This window comes from Gammaproteobacteria bacterium (assembly GCA_015709635.1).
GTDB lineage: Bacteria > Pseudomonadota > Gammaproteobacteria > Burkholderiales > Nitrosomonadaceae > Nitrosomonas.
Genome location: CP054180.1, coordinates 2354572 through 2374808 on the forward strand (window position 1 = coordinate 2354572; position 20237 = coordinate 2374808).

Annotated in this window: 19 protein-coding genes; 14 read left to right on the forward strand and 5 right to left on the reverse strand. The window is 52.7% G+C overall.

Annotated elements, in window-relative coordinates; all coding sequences use genetic code 11:
* The first annotated feature begins 139 nt into the window (after positions 1-139).
* The 6 genes from rimP (at position 140) to HRU78_11260 (ending at position 6795) form a co-directional block, all read left to right on the forward strand.
* On the forward strand, positions 140-568 hold the full coding sequence (rimP, locus tag HRU78_11235; GenBank protein QOJ25030.1) for a ribosome maturation factor RimP: 429 nt from the start codon (positions 140-142) through the stop codon (positions 566-568).
* Between the two features lie 26 nt (positions 569-594).
* Positions 595-2067 (forward strand): transcription termination/antitermination protein NusA, encoded by a 1473-nt coding sequence (gene nusA / locus HRU78_11240; GenBank protein ID QOJ24142.1) that lies wholly within the window; start codon positions 595-597, stop codon positions 2065-2067.
* A gap of 70 nt (positions 2068-2137) precedes the next feature.
* A complete protein-coding gene (gene infB, locus HRU78_11245) occupies positions 2138-4774 on the forward strand; it encodes a translation initiation factor IF-2 (GenBank protein QOJ24143.1) in 2637 nt (878 codons plus the stop codon).
* A gap of 25 nt (positions 4775-4799) precedes the next feature.
* Positions 4800-5186 (forward strand): 30S ribosome-binding factor RbfA, encoded by a 387-nt coding sequence (gene rbfA / locus HRU78_11250; GenBank protein ID QOJ24144.1) that lies wholly within the window; start codon positions 4800-4802, stop codon positions 5184-5186.
* A gap of 38 nt (positions 5187-5224) precedes the next feature.
* Positions 5225-6142, forward strand: coding sequence for a tRNA pseudouridine(55) synthase TruB (truB, locus tag HRU78_11255; protein ID QOJ24145.1), 918 nt, complete (start codon positions 5225-5227; stop codon positions 6140-6142).
* A 68-nt stretch (positions 6143-6210) separates the two neighbouring features.
* Entirely contained in the window at positions 6211-6795 is a 585-nt protein-coding gene (locus HRU78_11260; protein QOJ24146.1) for a PEP-CTERM sorting domain-containing protein, read from the forward strand.
* A gap of 112 nt (positions 6796-6907) precedes the next feature.
* On the opposite strand, the gene HRU78_11265 is transcribed toward HRU78_11260, so the two are convergent.
* The 4 genes from HRU78_11265 to polX all read right to left on the reverse strand — a co-directional run bounded on the left by HRU78_11265 (position 6908) and on the right by polX (position 10403).
* Complete coding sequence (locus tag HRU78_11265; protein QOJ24147.1) at positions 6908-7360, reverse strand: hypothetical protein; 453 nt, start codon at positions 7358-7360, stop codon at positions 6908-6910.
* Between the two features lie 102 nt (positions 7361-7462).
* Positions 7463-7963, reverse strand: a complete 501-nt coding sequence (locus HRU78_11270; GenBank protein ID QOJ24148.1) for a hypothetical protein — start codon at positions 7961-7963, stop codon at positions 7463-7465.
* A gap of 41 nt (positions 7964-8004) precedes the next feature.
* On the reverse strand, positions 8005-8649 hold the full coding sequence (locus tag HRU78_11275; GenBank protein ID QOJ24149.1) for a phosphoribosyltransferase: 645 nt from the start codon (positions 8647-8649) through the stop codon (positions 8005-8007).
* Between the two features lie 20 nt (positions 8650-8669).
* Positions 8670-10403: a DNA polymerase/3'-5' exonuclease PolX gene (polX, locus tag HRU78_11280; GenBank protein ID QOJ24150.1), complete on the reverse strand. Its 1734-nt coding sequence runs from the start codon at positions 10401-10403 to the stop codon at positions 8670-8672.
* A gap of 136 nt (positions 10404-10539) precedes the next feature.
* Here polX and HRU78_11285 point away from each other — a divergent pair, with 136 nt between their 5' ends.
* Genes HRU78_11285 through raiA form a run of 3 tightly spaced genes read left to right on the forward strand, consistent with a single transcriptional unit; the run spans position 10540 to position 12974 of the window.
* Positions 10540-10947, forward strand: coding sequence for an archease (locus HRU78_11285; protein QOJ24151.1), 408 nt, complete (start codon positions 10540-10542; stop codon positions 10945-10947).
* Complete coding sequence (locus HRU78_11290; protein QOJ24152.1) at positions 10944-12371, forward strand: RtcB family protein; 1428 nt, start codon at positions 10944-10946, stop codon at positions 12369-12371. The genes HRU78_11285 and HRU78_11290 overlap by 4 nt, the downstream gene beginning before the upstream one ends.
* Before the next feature lie 45 nt (positions 12372-12416).
* A complete protein-coding gene (raiA, locus tag HRU78_11295) occupies positions 12417-12974 on the forward strand; it encodes a ribosome-associated translation inhibitor RaiA (protein QOJ24153.1) in 558 nt (185 codons plus the stop codon).
* A 158-nt stretch (positions 12975-13132) separates the two neighbouring features.
* Here the strand turns inward: raiA and HRU78_11300 are convergent, their stop codons facing one another.
* A complete protein-coding gene (locus tag HRU78_11300; GenBank protein QOJ24154.1) occupies positions 13133-14113 on the reverse strand; it encodes an IS5 family transposase in 981 nt (326 codons plus the stop codon).
* 253 nt (positions 14114-14366) lie between these two features.
* Between HRU78_11300 and HRU78_11305 the strand changes: the two genes are divergently transcribed.
* From HRU78_11305 to lon, 5 genes are all read left to right on the forward strand, one after another.
* Complete coding sequence (locus tag HRU78_11305) at positions 14367-14903, forward strand: isochorismatase family protein (protein ID QOJ24155.1); 537 nt, start codon at positions 14367-14369, stop codon at positions 14901-14903.
* Positions 14900-16258 carry a nicotinate phosphoribosyltransferase gene (locus tag HRU78_11310; protein QOJ24156.1) on the forward strand — a complete coding sequence of 453 codons (1359 nt, stop codon included), beginning with the start codon at positions 14900-14902 and terminating at the stop codon, positions 16256-16258. Before HRU78_11305 ends, HRU78_11310 begins: the two co-directional genes overlap by 4 nt.
* A gap of 141 nt (positions 16259-16399) precedes the next feature.
* Positions 16400-16903: an ATPase gene (locus tag HRU78_11315; protein QOJ24157.1), complete on the forward strand. Its 504-nt coding sequence runs from the start codon at positions 16400-16402 to the stop codon at positions 16901-16903.
* Between the two features lie 50 nt (positions 16904-16953).
* Entirely contained in the window at positions 16954-17403 is a 450-nt protein-coding gene (locus HRU78_11320; protein QOJ24158.1) for a CBS domain-containing protein, read from the forward strand.
* A gap of 154 nt (positions 17404-17557) precedes the next feature.
* Positions 17558-19930 carry an endopeptidase La gene (lon, locus tag HRU78_11325; GenBank protein ID QOJ24159.1) on the forward strand — a complete coding sequence of 791 codons (2373 nt, stop codon included), beginning with the start codon at positions 17558-17560 and terminating at the stop codon, positions 19928-19930.
* Positions 19931-20237 lie beyond the last annotated feature (307 nt).

A 20237-nucleotide genomic window follows, 5' to 3' on the forward strand; every position in this document is an offset into this window, starting at 1 on the left:
GTCCTGAAAAGTTACTGAGAATACTGAGAAATATGACCCGCGGAAAAAGTTTATGTTTTCTATTTTAGAAAAATTTGTTAAAATAAAATCAATAAATTCGATGGGCTTTTTCAGCCCATTTTTTATTTGTGGTGGAGCTATGGCATTAGAAGAATTATTGGAGTCAACTCTGAAAGGAATGGGTTACGAGTTGGTCGAGGTGGAACGATTAGCACACAACAAATTATTAAGAATATTCGTAGATAAAGAAGGTGGTATCGGCATTGATGATTGTGTAACAATCAGCAATCATTTGAGTAGGTTGTTCGCGGTTGAAAACATTGACTATGGCCGTCTGGAAGTTTCATCGCCCGGGCTGGACAGGCCGCTGCGAAAGGAAGCGGACTTCCTCCGTTTCATGGGGGAGACGATCAAACTCAAACTGCGTATCCCGATACAGGGGCAACGGAACTTTGTAGGAGTTTTACGGGAAGTAAATAATGGCATAATAAAACTTGAAGTCGAAGGAAAATCGTTAGATCTTGAATTGAGTAACGTTGGAAAAGCGCGCTTGGTTCCAAAATTATAGGCATATAAAGATTTGGCTGGAGGATTATGAGCCGGGAAATTTTACTGTTGGTTGATGCATTGGCACGTGAGAAAGCAGTGGAAAAGGATATTGTTTTCACTGCGCTCGAACTCGCCTTGGCGTCCGCTACGAAGAAACGATTTCAAGAGGATATTGAAGCGCGTGTTTCTATTGACAGAGTCACAGGAGATCACCAATCCTTCCGCCGCTGGCTGGTTGTTGAAGATGGCGCCGTAGAAGATCCAGCGCGCCAGATTTCCTTGAGCGATGCGGTAAAAACAGATCTGGACATCCAGCTTGGCAGCCATCTTGAAAAACCGCTGGAACCCATCGAATTCGGACGGATCGGCGCACAAGCGGCAAAACAAGTCATCTTCCAGAAAATACGCGACGCCGAGCGCGAGCAAACACTGAATGATTTTCTGGAACGGGGAGATTATTTAATTACCGGCACGATCAAGCGCATGGAACGCGGTAATGCCATCATCGAATCCGGCAAAATTGAAGCGGAGCTCCCGCGCGACCAGACGATTCCGAAAGAGAATTTGCGCGTCGGTGATCGGGTACGAGCCTATCTCCATAAGGTGGATCGCGCTGCCAGAGGACCGCAACTAAAGCTTTCCCGTATTTCCCCTGAATTTCTGATGAAATTATTCGAACTGGAAGTACCGGAAATCGAAGAAGGTTTACTGGAAATCAAAGCGGCAGCCCGGGATCCCGGATCACGCGCCAAAATTGCCGTCAAATCGAACGACCAGCGTATCGATCCGATCGGCACCTGTGTCGGCATGCGCGGCTCCAGAGTTCAAGCGGTCATCAGTGAACTGGCCGGCGAGCGTGTGGACATCGTGCTGTGGTCGGACGATCCCGCGACTTTTATCGTCAATGCGCTGGCGCCGGCGGAAATCAGCAGTATCATGGTCGATGAAGAAAAGCACAGCATGGACATCGTGGTTGATGATGATAACCTAGCACAGGCCATCGGCCGCGGCGGACAAAATGTACGCTTGGCTTCCGAATTGACCGGCTGGGAACTTAACATCATGACGGTGGAAGAATCCAAAACCAAGCACGAGCAGGAAACATCGCAAATTTGCCAGCTCTTCATGCAGAAACTCGATGTCGATGAAGAAATCGCGGAAATTCTGGTACAAGAAGGCTTTGTCACGCTGGAAGAAGTAGCTTACGTGCCATTGAATGAGATGCTGGAAATCGAATCGCTGGATGAAGAAACGGTCAATGAAATACGTAATCGCGCGCGTAACGTGCTGCTGACGGATGCCATTGCCAATGAAGAAAAAGTGGAACATGTCGCCGAGGATTTACTTGCCATTGAAGGTATGGATATCGATATCGTGCGCGAGCTGGCGGCAAAAGGGATTAATACGCAAGCCGATTTGGCCGATCTGGCTGCCGATGATCTGGTGGAGATGACCGGTATCGATGTCGAACGTGCAAATCGATTAATCATCAAAGCACGTGAACCGTGGTTCACTTGATTCAATAACCGGTTAACAATAAATTATGTTGGAAAGCCTGCTTGTCGTTTTGTTTGTTGAAGGGTTATAAATGGCTCAAATGAGTGTGGAACAATTTGCTAATGAACTGGGTTTGTTACCGGCAGTGCTGCTGGAACAGCTTAAAGCCGCCGGCGTAAAAAAAACGCTGGTGGAAGACAGTTTGACCGAGCAAGATAAAGCGCAGTTACTCGACTACCTGAGAAAAACGCACGGCACCAGCGAAACCAGAAGCAAAGTCACCTTAACGCGGCGGCAAACCTCCGAAATACGAAAATCCGACAGCACGGGCAGACCACGGACGATTCAAGTCGAAGTCAGGAAAAGACGTGTTGTAGCAAAACCAGGCATACCAGGCGAAGCTGAGCCCCTTCCGGAAGCGAGCCAGACATCCGAGATTGCCAGTCCGCCGGCAAAAGAACCGGTACCTGTCATTGATGCGGAACAATTGGCTCTGCGCAACGAAGAAGCGCGGAAGCAAGCGGAACTGATCGCACGTCAAACCGAAGAGCTTAAGCAAAAAAGAGCGCGCAAAAAAACCGAAGTAGACGAAGAAATAAAGAAAAAGGCAGCAGAGCCGGAAGAAGCGGCCGCACCGCCAGCGCAAGCGGAGCCGGCAACCGATATCCAGCCGGTAACCGCCAAGAAAACTGAACCTGAACAACGAGCAGAGGATATCCATCCCGGCTCGACCGACGGAACACTGCATAAACCCGCAGTAAAACCCGAAGAAAAAGCCGAGAAAAAAAAGAAACAAACCAAACAACAACAGGTTGTCTGGAAAGACGAGAACACCAAGAAACGCAGCGTAAAAACCCGCGGTGGCGATCTCTCCAACGGCCAGCAGGGTTGGCGTACGCGCAGAGACAAACATAGCAAACCGGCACATGCCGAAGAACAGAATGTCCATGCTTTTTCCGCACCGACAGAGCCGATCGTGCGCGAAATCATGATTCCCGAAACCATTTCCGTCAGCGCACTGGCACAAAAAATGTCGGTGAAAGCGGCCGATGTCATCAAGGTACTGATGAAAATGGGCAGCATGGTAACGATCAATCAGATGCTGGATCAGGATACCGCCATGATTGTCGTGGAAGAAATGGGTCATATCGCTAAATACGCTGAGATCGATAATCCCGAGAATTTTCTTGCGGATCACGAAGCTTCGGCCAGCGAAGCGGAATTATTTCCGCGCGCGCCGGTTGTCACGGTCATGGGGCATGTCGATCACGGCAAAACCTCACTGCTGGACTATATCCGCCGCACACGCGTTGCCGGCGGCGAGGCCGGCGGAATAACGCAGCACATCGGCGCATATCATGTGGAAACCGATCACGGCATGGTCACTTTTCTCGATACGCCGGGTCATGAAGCCTTTACCGCTATGCGCGCACGCGGCACCAAAATCACCGATATTGTCATCCTTGTGGTGGCTGCGGATGACGGCGTCATGCCGCAGACGATCGAGGCCATTCATCATGCCAAAGCAGCCAAGATCCCCATCATTGTGGCGGTAAACAAAATCGACAAACCGGAAGCCAACCCCGAGCGCATCCGGCATGAGCTGGTTGCGCACGAAGTGGTGCCGGAAGATTGGGGCGGCGATACGATGTTTGTCGAGGTATCGGCAAAAACCGGGCAAGGCATCGATGCTTTGTTGGAAAGCATACTACTGCAAGCGGAAGTGCTGGAATTGAAGGCACCGGCCAAAACACCGGCCAAAGGCGTCGTGATTGAATCACGGCTGGACAAAGGCCGCGGCCCGGTTGCAACGATTCTGGTGCAATCCGGAACACTGCATCGCGGCGATGTGTTACTGGCGGGTGCGGTTTTCGGTAAAGTCCGCGCCATGAGCGATGAAAATGGTAAAGCGATCAAGCAGGCAGGCACCTCTATTCCGGTTGAAATTCAAGGATTATCGGAAGTGCCCGAAGCGGGTGAAACCGTACTGGTACTCGATGACGAACGCAAGGCACGTGAAATCGCGCTATTCCGTCAAGGTAAATACCGCGACGTGAAACTTGCCAAGCAGCAGGCGGCAAAACTTGAAAACGTCTTTGATCAGCAAGAAGACGTCAAGGTATTATCCCTCATCATCAAGGCCGACGTGCAAGGCTCCTGCGAAGCTTTGGCCTATGCATTGCAAAAGATCTCAACGGACGAAGTCAAGGTCAATATCATTCATAGTGGCGTGGGCGCGATTATCGAATCCGATGTCAATCTGTCGCTGGCATCCAAAGCCGTTATCATCGGCTTCAATGTCCGCGCAGACGCCAGTGCGCGCAAACTGATCGCGTCTACTGGTGTTGATGTGCGCTACTACAATATCATTTACGAAGCAGTCGATGAAATTAAAGCGGCGCTTTCCGGCCTGATGTCGCCTGAGCGTAAGGAAAGCATCACCGGGCTGATCGATATCCGTGAAATTTACCGTATTCCGAAAGTTGGCGTGGTTGCAGGCTGTTATGTGCTTGACGGTTTCGTGAAAAGAAATTCTCTGGTCAGGGTATTGCGCGACGGACTGGTGATCCACAGCTGCGAGCTCGATTCGCTGAAACGCTTCAAGGATGATGTCAAAGAAGTCAGGGAAGGATTTGAATGCGGCTTATCGCTCAGAAATTTCAACGATATCCAGGTAGGCGACCAACTGGAAGTTTATGAAATCGTCGAGACCGCCCGGTCGTTATAATCCAGCACCCTGACTCAAGTAGCTTATGCCGAAAGATTTTTCCCGCACACTGCGCGTTGCCGATCAAATACAACGGGAACTGGCGGACTTGATACAAAATGAAATCAAAGATCCCCGCGTGCGCCGTCATGTCACTATTACGGCTGTTGAAGTCACGCGCGATTACAGCAACGCTAAAGTCTTTTACACCACGTTATGCACTGCAGAAGAAAATTTGCTGGTGGAAAAAGGACTGGAACACGCCAAAGGCTTTTTGCGCACCCATCTGGCGCATCGCATGAAGTTGAGAATCACACCGCAACTTCACTTTGTTTTTGATGAATCGGTCGAACGCGGTGTGCATCTGTCCAAATTGATCGATGAAGCCATCGCACAAGATAAAGCCACTCATCATCTCGACCCGGAAACTTGAACACATTTCCGGTTGCCTCTAAAAGTTCTTCTACCAATTTGACCAAGCCAAAAAAACGTAATATCAGCGGCGTTTTATTATTGGATAAACCCTTTGGCATTTCGTCCAATAAAGCCATTCAGATCGCCAAAAATCTTTTCTCCGCTGCCAAATGCGGGCATACCGGCACACTGGATCCCATGGCAACCGGATTGCTTCCGGTTTGCTTCGGTGAAGCGACCAAGTTCTCTTCAATACTGCTGGGCGCCAATAAAACTTACGAAGCAACCTTAAAACTGGGTTTCATGAGCACGACGGGCGATGCCGAAGGTGAAATCAGCCAAGTAGCCGCAACCGTACCCAATCCGGCTTTCTCCGAATGCGAGCAAGCGATCAACGGTTTTATCGGCGACATCCAGCAAGTCCCCCCCATGTACAGCGCGCTCAAGCATCAGGGAAAACCGTTGTACGCCTACGCGAGAAACGGTGAAATCATCGCACGGCCGGCACGCAAAATCACCATCTACGGAATACGGATTCAGTCATTGATAGAAAATGAACTACGCTTAAGTATCCAATGCGGCACCGGCACCTACATCCGCACATTGGCGGAAGACATCGGCAAGGCATTGGGCTGCGGCGGCGCCTATCTCGTCACTTTACGCCGCACCACAATCGATGGTTTCAATTTATCCCAAGCGCACGCTCTACCGGCGCTGGAAACAATGGATGCCGCCAAGCGGGATGGCTGTTTGTTACCGATCGATTGTTTATTGCAAGAATTCCCGGCAATTACCCTGGACGATCAAACTGCACTGCACCTGCAGCAAGGCCGCACCGTCGGATGTCAACTAGGTAACTGCGATATGCAGGCAGGCAAAATAATACGCTTATATAACCGGCAACAATTCATAGGGCTCGGTGAAATTGCGATTGAACGCAAAATAATAGTAAAACGCCTATTATCAAATTCATAGGCTCTAGACTAGCAGAAGCGATCTGTTAGTCTAGAGCCTTAATATATAAAAAGAAAAAGGAGCAAAACATGATTTTAAGAAAATTAGCGATATCAATCGTCGCAACGGGTACTCTCATTTTTGGAAGCGGTGTTCAAGCAAATACCTATTCGTTTGGTCAGCTACTATCCGGTGGTGGCCCTGCAAATGTTCACTTTGCCGATCTGAGTGCTACTGATGATGGCGGAGGAAACTGGACATTTACCCTGACTACTTTAGATTTAAATGCAATCTTTGGCACTGATTCATTTATAGGCTCAATGGCTGTGACAGGCACAAAACCATCTTCCAACTCAACCGATTTAGGTGGCGGCGTGACTGTTGTTGATCCAAAAAATGGCGGCGGCCCGGGTGGAAGTTTTAACTTCAGATACGACTTCGGCAGTGGCGGATCATCAGACAGACTGACAGCCAACGAATCGGTAACCTGGCATGTCGGGGGGTTAGGATCCGATCCTTTACCGATCAATGGTCAGTTAGCATTGCATGTTCAAGCGACATCATTTACGCCAGATTCTGCTTGGTACATATCACCAGTTCCAGAACCTGAAACTTATGCCATGTTATTAGTTGGGTTGGGATTACTAGGCGCTACTGCTCGCCGTAAGAAATAAAATGATATTCAAACTCAACTTTGCTGCAAACAATCCCGCTCAGTAGGCGGGATTGCGTTTTTCAGGAACCGGACTCGAACCAGTCATTCGATTAACTCTCTCAATTTCCTTATTAAGCCGACCCAAGATATAGCTCCGCAGAAATTGCTCTGCTGTATTGCTGCAGGTTGCGTTCGGCGATACGCAATTTGTGCAGCAGCATGGTCAGTTGCGCGTAAAACTGGTCGCTTGCCATTAATAGCTGCCATTCATCGCCGTCGGGATCGTCTTCATCCAGATTGCGCCAGAAGAGATTGCAAAAACTATTGAATGCAACCGGTTGCCCGGCGATTAAATCGGCTTTGATTTTATGATTGATCCAGCGCTGCCGTCTTTTGATCAGTTCCTCCGCGCCCGCGCAAACGACAACCGACAGATAGGCATACAAATCCGTCGTACTGCGAATGTTGGCGAGTTCGGAGAATTTTTTTGTGCTGATGGCGTTTGCGATGAATTCTTGTAACGCTTTGGTCGACACTTTAAGACTTACACCCGTTTGCAATGCATAAATTTTATCGAGATACATAGGTCAGAAAAATAAAGTAAGAAGCAGTAACCAATGAGCCATTCGATTGACAATCGAGGTTAAGGTTCATTCCTGCGCATAGTGATTCAGTGATGAGCCTTTTCATTCGTAGCGTATGAACATTTCCGCCAGTGCATCGGGGCCGTGCCGGTCGATCAACGATTCGATTTCAGCGAGTAGCACATCGTCTTCATCCTCATCCAATACACCCGCCCCTACCAAACTCGCGGATAAACCGGAAGTAAGCGCATCTTTCACCGTTTCAAGTGTCGCAGGATTTTCCTGGTCGGTTGTATTGATCACCGTATCGATAACCCGTGACAACGATTCGCTGGCCATTTCCTGCACAAAATCAATCGCCAGCGCCGTTTCACCAAACTCTTCGATCAGTGCGTTCAACTCATCCAGCAGCGATTCATTGATATCAAAATGATGCAATTGCTCTGTCTCGGTAAACGCATCGCTCAACACGCCGGTCACAAAATCATGAATCGTAGCCAGCGTAATATCATCCCCCGGCTCCGACCGGTTCATCCGGTGCGCAATCAAGGCGGATAAATTAGGACTGACGCGGCTGGCGACATCAATCGGGTTTCGTATCATGGCACGCTCCTCATTATCAATTTTTACTCAAAAATACCCTATCAATCCTTTGCCTGCCGGAATGATCCGGCAAGACAAGCGATCACCTCGTTATCCGTCACCTGCGGAAAATCCGCATAAAATTGCCCGACGGCATAAAAATTATCGGGCGCTGACAAGCATACAATGCGATCCGCTTTTCCCTGCAGTTTTTTCAGTGTCTCCGGCGGCGCGACGGGCACCGCACAAACCAATTCAGCCGGCTTCTGGTTGCGTAACGCATGCAACGCAGCGATCATGGTCGAACCGGTAGCCAAGCCGTCATCAATGACGATTACAATACGTCTGGCGGGATCGACCGGTGTGCGCCCGGGGGTATAATGCGCGCGGCGCTGCCGGATGGTTTCCAGTTGCTCGGACACTTCATGCTTTATATACGCCTGATCCGCACCCGCGCGCTCGGCATATTCGGTCAAATATACCCAGCCGCTCTCATCGACGGAGCCGATGGCGTATTCCGGATTTCCAGGTGCGCGCAGTTTGCGCACCAGTACCACATCCATTTCGCCGTTCAACTGCTGCGCGATCACCTTGGCCATCGGTACCGCGCCGCGCGGAATGGCGAGCACCAGCGGGTTTTTATCGCGATACTCGGACAACGCTTGCGCCAGTTTCCCGGCTGCTGCGATACGGTCAGCGAAAATCATCAAGTTCTCCTCAATGGTAATTAAGACAGGGTACGATTGATCAATCGGCGCAATTCCTTCAGCGGCCTGGCATTCAGCACGTCGTTTTTTTCCAGCCAGCCACGCCGCGCCTGGCCGATACCAAACCGCAGATTGGCAAAATCGTACACGCTATGCGCATCGGAATTGATGCTGATCAGCACACCCTCCTCCTTGGCCATTTGGCACTGGGTATCGAGCAAATCCAGCCGCTCCGGGTGCGCATTCAGTTCCAGAAAACAACCGCGTTCCTTGGCTTCGCGGATAATGCGCAGCATATCGACATCATACGGTGCGCGGCGCTGAATCAGGCGCCCGGACGGATGCGCCAGCAAGGTGAAATACGGGTGCTGCATGGCGCGCAGAATACGCTGCGTTTGTTTGGCGCGGGATAAATTGAAATTGCTGTGCACCGCGCCGACCACCATATCCAGCCGGGCCAGCACGCTATCCGGCAAATCCAGGTTGCCATCTTCCAGAATATCGACCTCGATGCTCTTGAGTAAGGTAATCCCTTTCAATTCGGCATTCAATTGATCGATCTCATCGCACTGCCGCTCCAACTGCAACGGATTGAGGCCATGCGCAAAAGCCAGCCGGCGCGAATGCTCGGTAATCGCAAGGTATTCAAAGCCGTTGGCCAATCCCGCCAGCGCCATCTCGCGCAAGCTGTTATGACCATCCGTCGCCTTGGTATGCACATGCAGATCGCCGCGCAAGTCGCCCTGCTCCACCAAGCGCGGCAACCGCCCTGCCCTTGCGGCAGCGATCTCGCCGCGGTTTTCGCGTAATTCGGGAGGAATATAGGGAAGGCCCACTGCAGCATACACCGATGCTTCCGTTTCTCCCGCAATGCGCGTGTCATTACGGAACACACCGTATTCGTTGACTTTCAAACCTCTCTGCTGCGCCAGGCGGCGGATGGCGATGTTATGCGCTTTGGAGCCGGTAAAATAATGCAGCGCCGCACCGTAGGATTCTTCCTCGACGATGCGCAAATCGACTTGCAATCCACATTTGAGAATCACGCTGGCGCGTGTCGGACCCGCTGACAAAACTTCAACCACTTCATCATAGGTTGTGAAACGCTGCACTACTTCATTCGACGCCGTTGCCGGTGCCGTCAGCAGAATATCCAGATCGCCCACGGTCTCGCGCATGCGCCGGTAACTGCCGGCGACCGTGACACGCACGACACCCGGAATAGCAGCCAGAAATTTTTCCAGGGCTTCGGCATACTGAGCCGCCACGGCCAGCTTGAAACGCTGCGTTTGGTTGGCATGCGCTTCGATCGCTTGCAAAATATTGTTCTCGGTTTTCTCGCCAAAACCTGGCAGTGAGCGAATACGGCCATCGCGCGCCGCGCGATGCAACTGCTCGATCGTTTGCACATCGAGATCGAGATACAGCGCTTTCACCCGTTTCGAACCAAGCCCCGGAATTTTCAGCAGCCCGGTGATGGCAGACGGCAGTTCGGTATGCAGCCGGTCGAGCAAACTGCAGTGGCCGCTGCTGGCAATTTCCTTGATTTTTGCCGCCAGATCGTCGCCAATACCCGGCAATTCCGTCAGGTCTCCGCCTTTCTCCAGCAAGCGGGATACTTCTTGCGACAATTCGCCCACGATACGGGCGGCATTGCGGTAAGCGCGGATACGGAACGGATTGGCGCTTTGAATCTCCAGCAAATCGGCGATCTCCTCGAAGATGGCGGCAATATCGGCATTGTGTTTCGGCATGCAACCTCCTCTTGAGCTACACTCGCATGGCGTGCGTTATGCGTTAATTGATCAATCGCAACGGTTTTTCAGATTAATACACTTCTTCCGGCAAAAATACTACAATGAAACTACTTTTTTATAAAGTGATTAAAAAATGAGCTCATCGTATTTCGAACACGATGCCGACATTGGAATCATCGGCCGCGGCCTGACCATCGAACAATCGTTTGAAGCGGCGGCGCATGCGGTTTTTGCCATTATCACGCAGATTGAGGAAGTGCAACCCGTGACGATCGTAGCCGTCGAATTCGAGGAATCCGACCTTGAGCTGGCACTGGTGGTGTGGCTTAACCTCCTGTTAGGAAAGGCGCGGGAACTCGGCATGGTATTCAGCCATTTTTATCTCCAACGCCAGAATGATCATTGGCATGCCAAAGTCGCCGGAGAGAAATGGCGCGACGGTTTGGAATGCGGCGTGGAAGTCAAAGGCGCGACCTTGACCATGCTCGCAGTGAAGCAAATCGGCCCGGTATGGGAATCCCGCTGCGTGGTGGACGTATGAATCTGCAACAATTACAACAACTGCACGCTTATCTCTGGACCTTGCCCAAAGCACCCGGTAGCAAACGCGCGGAAGTTTTGCTATACGGCAATGCACCGTTGCTCGAAAGCATGGACGACAAAGTGCTGGAACAAATCGCCAATGTCGCCGCATTGCCCGGCCTGGCCGGAGCGGCGATGACCATGCCGGATGCGCACTGGGGTTATGGCTTTCCCATCGGCGGCGTGGCGGCATTCGACGCCGAACAGGGCGGCATCATTTCAGCAGGTGGTGTCGGTTTCGATATTTCCTGCGGCATCCGCTGCCTGCGCAGCAATCTCGATGTGCACGAGGCCGCGGCGCATTTTGAGCGGCTGGCCGACCGGCTGTTCGCTACAATTCCTGCCGGTGTCGGCGAAGAAGGCCATATCAATCTCAACCCGCAGCAGCTCGATCAAGTACTGCTGGGCGGTGCGCAGTGGGCCGTGAAACGGGGTTACGGCAATGCTGCGGATCTGGAATATGTGGAAGAAAACGGCTGTGTCACCGGTGCGGTGCCCGGTAACGTATCCGAACTGGCGAAAAAACGCCAGCGCGGCGAAATGGGCACGTTGGGTTCCGGCAATCATTATCTGGAAGTGCAGGTCGTGGAACGCATTTACGATGACGTCACGGCGCAGGCTTTCGGTTTGCACGAAGGTCAATTGGTTATTTCCATCCACTGCGGTTCGCGCGGACTCGGCCATCAGATCGGCACCGATTATCTGGTGATGCTGGCTAAGGCTACTGGCCGTCTCGGCATCCACTTGCCCGACCGGGAATTGGCTTGTGCCCCGATCAAATCGCCGGAAGGTCAGCAATACCTCGGCGCGATGAACGCCGCGATCAATTGCGCTTTAGCCAACCGGCAAATCCTGACGCACCTGACGCGCGAAACATTCGCCGAAATCTACCCCCAGGCATCATTGGAAACGCTGTTCGACATCTCGCACAACACCTGCAAGGAAGAGCAGCACGAAGTAGACGGCAAAACCCGCTGGCTGCATGTGCACCGCAAAGGCGCCACGCGCGCTTTCGCACCCGGACACCCCAGGTTGCCGGCACGATACCGCGATGTGGGGCAACCCGTCATCATCGGTGGCAGTATGGGCACGGGTTCGTACATTCTCGCCGGTACCCGTACCAATCAAGCGTTTGCTTCATGCAGCCACGGCGCAGGCCGCGCCATTAGCCGCAACCAAGCGTTGAAACTGTGGAACGGCCGGACCTTGATCGATGATCTCGAGCGGCAAGGCATCCTGATCCGCACCCGTTCGATGCGCGGCGCGGCGGAAGAAGCGCCGGGTGCTTATAAGGATGTCGACCAGGTGGCCGAGGTCACGGAACAAGCGGGACTGGCACGCCGGGTTGCGTTTCTGCGGCCGAAAGTATGCATCAAAGGATAGCCTTTTATTAGAAACATAAACTCAACCGACCAGGAGGAAATTGTCATGGAAGTCACCTTGCAAATCACCACGCGAGACATACCGCACTCTGAAGCGCTTGAAAGCCATATCCGCGAAAAAGCCGAAAAGCTGGAGAAGTTTTATCCACATGTCATGAGCTGCCGGATCGTCGTCGAACTTCCGCACAAACACCACCATCAAGGCCGGATGTTTGATGTGCACATCGACATGACCGTACCGGGCGGTGAAATCGTGGTGAATCGCGTCGCCAATGAAGATGTCTACGTCGCCGTACGCGATGCTTTCGACGCCGCCAAACGCCAGCTGGAAGATCACGCTCGCAAACAACGCGGCGCCACCAAAGCGCACGCCCCGGTATTGCATGGCAAAGTGACGCAGTTATTCAAGACCGAAGGCTATGGATTCATCGAGACTGCGGACGGGGAAGAATTGTATTTTCACCGCGACAATTTGGCCGGTCACGATTTTGATCAGCTGGCACCCGGCAGCGAAGTGCAGTTTCTCGAAGATATCGGCAGTGAAGGCTATCAAGCAAAGCGGGTCAGCACGGGCAAACACCATGTACCCAACGGCGGGAAATGACCGTGTGACCTAAGGAAACTCTGAAAAAGTGTGATATTTCTTAGATTCTTCAGATATTTTCATTATAAAAAAGGCCGAGATGCGCAGAGAACAATCAAACTCGCCGTAAATCTCATGTTTTTGTGACTGCAGAGCTCTTTCTGCAATCATTTTGAATGTTACGGGCGCAGCTCTGCTGTATTTGCCAGCAAAAACCTGCGTGCCATCCACAGATTGGAAAGAGCAAACAGCGTGATGAGCTGTGCCGTATTCTTGGCCAATCCACGAAAGCGTACCTTGGTATATCCAAACTGACGCTTGATCACCCGGAAGGGGTGTTCAACCTTGGCGCGAATCCTGGCTTTGGCACGCTCAATCTGGCGTAGAGTTTGATACAAAAAGCTGTTTTCCCGATGCTTCTTATAAGAACCACGGCGTGCAGCAATCTGCCAGATGACCTTGCGGTCAATATGTTCGACACGCTTTTCAACTCCTGTATAGCCCGCATCAGCACTGACGGTGCTTTCCTCACCGTGCAGTAGTTTGTCGACCTGGGTAACGTCAGCTACATTGGCGGGCGTACCCACGACACTGTGCACCAAGCCCGATCTCTCATCGACACCAATGTGAGCCTTCATCCCAAAGTAGTACTGATTGCCTTTTCTGGTCTGGTGCATTGCCGGATCACGCTTGCCATCTTTATTCTTGGTTGAACTGGGTGCATCGATCAGGGTGGCATCAACAATAGTGCCCTGACGCAGCGACAGACCGCGATCTCCCAGATAACCGTTAATGACAACAAGAATCTCCGCTGCCAGACTGTGTTGCTCCAGCAACCGGCGAAAGTTAAGAATGGTGGTTTCATCCGGAATCCGAGTCAGGTCAAGATCAGCAAACTGGCGCAAGATCGTAGTCTCATACAGCGCTTCTTCCATGGCCGGGTCACTGTAACCAAACCAGTTCTGCAACAAATGCACTCGCAGCATAGCCATCAGGGGATAGCTGGGGCGGCCGCCTTCTCCACGCGGATAATGCGGTTCAATCATCCCGATCAATCCCTTCCACGGCACTACTTGTTCCATCTCCTTCAGGAATAATTCCTTGCGGGTCTGCTTGCGTTTGTTCGAGTACTCAGCGTCTGCAAAGGTTATCTGTTTCATTGGTTGGCTCTGTAGGGGAAGATACCTGTATTTTGTCAGATCAATCACCGTTCGGCACTTTTTCAGAGCTTCCTTAAGGAAGCGTTGATTAATTGACTATACGAGCGAATCACTTCGTTGCGTGGTACTCGCTCCCTCGCCTATCTTGTTGATATGTCTCGGTTGCTGTGTTCCGTGCGTCTCGTGCTTCATCTCGTCCACCGAATTAATCAGCGCTTCCCTAAGCTATAAGCGCTAATGATGAATTTACAGCATGAAAATTGCACCCGCAGCGGGAGATGCGCTCATCGTGGTTGACATGCAAAATGATTTTCTGCCGGGCGGAAGTCTCGCAGTTATCGGAGGCAATGACATCATTCCGCAGCTCAATCGCTACCTCGCTTATTTTGCCGCGCACCGCTTGCCGGTTTTCGCCACGCGCGATTGGCATCCGCCGGATCACTGTTCTTTTCAGCCGCAAGGCGGCCCGTGGCCGCCGCACTGCATCGCCGGATCGGGCGGCGCGGCTTTTCATCCTGCGCGGGAAAGCGATGCGTATTCCGGCTTTAGCGGTACGCAGCTCGATGCATTATTGCAATCGCTGCATATCCGGCGTGTTTTCGTTGGCGGCGTCGCAACCGAATATTGCGTATTCAATACCGTGAAGGATGCGTTGCGGTTGCGATACGCCGCTTTCGTACTGGAGGACGCGGTGCGCGCCATCGACCGTCAACCCGGTGACGGTCAGCGTGCATTGCAGGAAATGCTTCGTCTGGGTGCACAGCTCATCCGCTACGAGGAGCTTGCATGAACCCGCTTTCCAGTCCCCTACTGGCCGATCTGTATCAATTCACCATGCTGCAAAGCTACCTCGAGCAAGGCATGGAGGAAACCGCCGTGTTCGAGCTGTTTGTACGCAAGCTTCCGCCCGGACGGAATTTCCTCGTTGCCGCCGGATTGGAACAAGTCATCGAATTTCTGGAGAATCTGCGATTCTCACCGGAAGAACTGGATTGGCTCGCCACACGCTTTCCGCCGCAGGTCATCCGCTATCTCACGCACTTCCGCTTTGACGGCGATGTGCACGCCATGCCGGAAGGCACGATCTTTTTTCCCAACGAGCCGATTGTGCGCATCACCGCACCGATGCCGCAAGCGCAATTGGTCGAATCGCGCATCATCAATCTGCTGCATTTTGAAACCCTGATCGCTTCCAAAGCGGCACGCTCGGTGCTGGCAGCACCAGACAAACTGCTGGTGGATTTCGGCATGCGCCGCGCGCATGGCGCGGAAGCCGGATTGCTGGCCGCACGCGCCAGCTACTTGGCGGGATTTTCCGGCACCGCAACCGTACTGGCCGGTACGATGTACGACATCCCGTTGTTCGGCACCATGGCACACTCCTATATTCAGGCGCATCAGGATGAAAGCGCAGCGTTTGAGCATTTTTCCCGCTGTCATCCCGATAATACGGTGCTGCTCATCGACACCTACGATACCGAGGCGGCAGCGCGCAAGGTGGTAAACTTGGCGCCAAAGCTTGCAGCCGATAACATCACGATCAAGGGCGTGCGCCTGGACAGCGGCGACCTGGCCGCGCACGCGCACAATGTCCGCCGCATACTCGATGTTGGTGGTCTGCGCGACACCACCATTTTCGCCAGCAGCAATCTGGATGAGTACAAGCTGCATGCGCTGTTAGCCGCGCAGGCACCGATCGACGGTTTCGGCATCGGCACCGCGCTCGATATTTCCATTGACGCGCCGGCGCTGGATTGCGCGTATAAACTGCAGGAATACGCCGGCAGACCGCGCCGCAAACATTCCGAAGGCAAGGCCACATGGCCGGGAAGAAAGCAGGTTTACCGCTCGTACGACAGGGATGGCTGTATCGCCGCCGATGTCATCGCATTGCAAGGTAATGATCCGCAACCGGGCGAAGCGTTGATCCAGCCCATGATGCGTTCGAGCAAACGCCTTCATCCCAAAATTCCATTAGCTATGCTACGCGATCAAACGCTGAAAAATTACCGCCGCCTGCCCACTGCCATGACTGCACTTGAACCCGCCCCCGCATATCCGGTAACGATTTCAAATGCCTTGCAAGCACTGACGGATCAAGTGGATCGGGAACGCATACTGCACGAGCGGGAAACCGCAGAATGAAGCATGATGGAAACGCTTGACAAAATTATCAAAGCGCGCAAGATGGAAGCGGCGGTTTGGTCAGGCGCAAGCAAACCGGCCTCATCCGCAGATGCAACAATATAAATTTAAATAAAAAAGTTGTTTAGAAGGAGATTTACCATGGGTACAAAAAGCACACATCCTGGTTTCCATCCAATCAACCGGCGCGATGGTATTTTTCAGGAACAAATACACGATGCGTATAGAATAACCGGCAAACTTCCTGAACCGACGGTATGTCCGCAATGCAACGCGGTATTTCATAAAGGGCGATGGCAATGGCTGGGCGCACCGGCCAACGCGCACGAGCATAGCTGTCCGGCTTGCCAGCGCATTCATGATCGTTATCCGGCGGGCTTCCTGATGTTGCAGGGCGATTTCTTACAGGAACACCGCGATGAAATTATGCGTTTGGTACAGCACTTCGAGAAAAAGGAAAAAACCGAGCACCCGTTAAAGCGGATCATGGCGACCGAGGAGAAAGACGGCGAAGTGCTGATTACCACCACCGACATACATCTCGCGCGCGGTATCGGCGAGGCTATCCACGAAGCGTATCAAGGAGACCTGGAGTTTCATTACAACCCGGCGGAAAACCTGCTGCGCGTGCACTGGTCACGCTGAACCGGGAATTCAACCGTTTTCCACTTATTTGAGAAGAAAGGAGAAATCTGATGTCTGTCGGTAAAATTTGCAATCGTGAAGTTATTGTCATCCAGCGCGATGCAACCACTGTGGAAGCTGCCAAGCTGATGCGCCAGTATCATGTCGGTGCCGTCATCGTAGTCGAAAAGCGTGACGGCCGTCAGGTTCCGGTCGGCGTTATCACGGATCGCGATCTGGTTATAGAAGTTATGGCAACCGAATTGGACGAAAACGTCATTACGGTTGGCGATATCATGGCGCAGGAAATATTTACCATCAAAGAGAGCGCAGCATCGTACGAAGCCATCGAATTCATGCGCCGTAAAACCGCCCGGCGTTTGCCGGTTGTGGATGAAGCGGGAGAATTGGTCGGCATACTGACACTGGACGATGCGCTGCAATTATTATCGGAAGAGCTGCTCGACCTTGCCAAACTGGTACGCTACGAGCAGAAAAAAGAAACTCGGCATCGCCCGTAACAACATCGTTTTCCTGGGTAGCCGGCAAATTGCCGCAATTGAGCCGGTTACCTCGAACACTAACCAGCGCTGTTCACTTGAATTCCTGGTTAAGCGTGCAAATATTCGAGAGGAGCAATACAACCCGCTTTACATTCCTGGAGGATGAGCCGCTATGGAGCAACCTGTCATAAGCCAATCGCTGCCTGCCGATGTGATCGCCTTGGTGCCGATGCGCAATGTGGTGCTATTTCCGCATGTCCTAATGCCCATTACCGTTGGCCGCATCCGTTCGATCGCCACCATCGAGCAAGCACTGAAATCCAAGACACCCATCGGCATCGTGCTGCAAAAAGATGCCGCAGTGGATGAGCCGGGATTGGACGCCTTATGCCGCACCGGTACGATCGCCAACATCGTGCGCCATGTCGCCTCGGACGATAAAACGCATCATGTCATTTGCCAAGGCGTGGAGCGTTTCCAGATTGAAGAACTCGTCGAGGGATATCCTTTCATTGCCGCTCGTATCAAACACCTCAAGGAACCCGCGGAAGTTTCCACACAAACCGAGGCGCTCGCTTTGCAATTGCGCGAACGCGCCATGGAAATTCTTTCGCTGTTACCCGGCGTACCTGCCGAACTTGCGCATTCCTTGCAAGCCACGCGCGCGCCATCCGATCTGGCCGACATTACCGCCAGCCTGCTCGATACCGAAGTCAGCGAAAAACAAATGCTGCTGGAAACGATCGACACCGAAGAGCGGCTGCAAAAAGTGTTGCATATTCTGTCGCGCCGCATCGAGGTTTTGCGCTTGTCGCAGGAGATCGGCGAACGTACCAAAGAACAGATGGAAGATCGCGAGCGTAAGTTTTTATTGCATGAACAGCTGAAAGCGATTCAGAAAGAACTGGGCGAGGACGGCGAAAACGATCAGGAAATCGCGCAACTGGAAGAAGCGATCAGCAAAGCCGGCATGCCCGGCGATATTGAAGCGCAAACGCGCAAGGAATTGCAGCGCTTGCAGCGTATGCCGAGCGCGTCGAGCGAGTATTCGATGCTGCATACCTATCTGGAATGGATGATCGAATTGCCGTGGCGCTTGCCTGAAGAAACGCCCATTGACCTGAATAGCGCACGCCGGATTCTGGAAGCGGATCACTTTGGATTGGAGCGCATCAAACAGCGCATCATTGAGTTTCTCGCCGTGCAGAAATTGAAACCGCAAGGCCGTGCACCGATTTTGTGTTTTGTCGGACCGCCGGGAGTCGGCAAAACTTCGCTCGGGCAGAGCATCGCACGCGCCTTGCAGCGCCCGTTCGTTCGCGTCTCCCTCGGCGGCGTACACGACGAAGCGGAAATGCGCGGTCACCGCCGCACCTACGTCGGCGCGATGCCGGGCAATATCGTGCAGGGCTTGCGCAAGGCGGGTGCGCGCAATTGTGTCATGATGCTCGATGAAATCGACAAAATGTCCGCCAGCATCCAAGGCGACCCGTCGGCCGCATTGCTGGAAATTCTCGATCCGGAGCAAAACGCAACATTCAGAGACAATTATCTCGGTGTGCCGTTTGACTTGAGCCGGGTGATTTTCATCGCCACGGCGAACGTCATCGACACTGTGTCGCCGCCGGTGCGCGATCGCATGGAAATCATCGATCTGCCCGGCTATACGCAAGAGGAAAAACTGCAGATCGCATTACGCTATCTGGTGCAGCGCCAAAGCGAAGCAAACGGCTTGCGCGAAGAACAGTGCACGCTGACGCCTGCCGCGCTGGAAAGCATGGTGGCGAACTATACGCGTGAAGCCGGCGTGCGCCAGTTCGAACGGGAAATCGGCCGGGTCATGCGGCATGCGGCGTTGCGCATCGCCGAGGGTCAGCAGCAGCGAGTGCGCATTGACGCGAATGACTTGGACGCGATTCTGGGGCCGAAAAAGTTCGAACATGAATTGGCATTGCATACCGATTTACCAGGTGTCGCCACCGGCTTGGCGTGGACGCCCGTGGGAGGCGACATCCTGTTCATTGAAGCCACGCGCGTCAACGGCAGCGGGCGGCTGATTCTTACCGGGCAGCTCGGCGATGTCATGAAGGAAAGCGCGCAAGCGGCGCTCACGCTGGTGAAAGCGCGCGCCAGCGATCTCAATGTCCCGCCGGCATTGTTTGATGGCGTCGATGTGCATTTGCATGTGCCTGCGGGCGCGATTCCGAAAGATGGGCCGAGCGCCGGTGTGGCGATGTTCATTGCGCTCGCTTCCCTGTTCACCAACCGGCCGGTACGTCACGATGTCGCCATGACCGGTGAAATCAGTTTGCGCGGATTGGTGTTGCCGGTCGGCGGCATCAAGGAAAAAATACTCGCAGCGCAACGTGCCGGCATCCAAACCGTGTTGCTGCCCGCACGCAATGAAAAGGATTTGCGCGATGTGCCGGAAGCAACGCGCAGGGCGATGCAGTTTATTTTATTGGAAAGTGCGGATGATGCCGTGCAAGCGGCGCTAAACCGGGGCAGCAGCCAAGTCCAGGCTGCGGGATTTAAGCTCGTTTAAACATGGATGACAAAAAGATGTACAACGATTGCGAGCTCGAATCACGCGTCGAACCGTATTCTATGAATTTCTAAGCATTCTGCTTAGATAAAGATAAGCGATATGCTTATTTATTTATCCGGTCAGCCGTTTCACAATGCAAAAACGATGGTCGAATACAATCCAACAGCAACAATAAAAATAGAGCGGCAATTTGCCGCATTGTAGTTTCCTCCCTTCCAAGTTACAGTGAATCATCGGAAGCAAGTTTCAATGGACTGTTATATTCTTGTCACATGAGCTTGTTATCCTGGAACTATCACCCTAC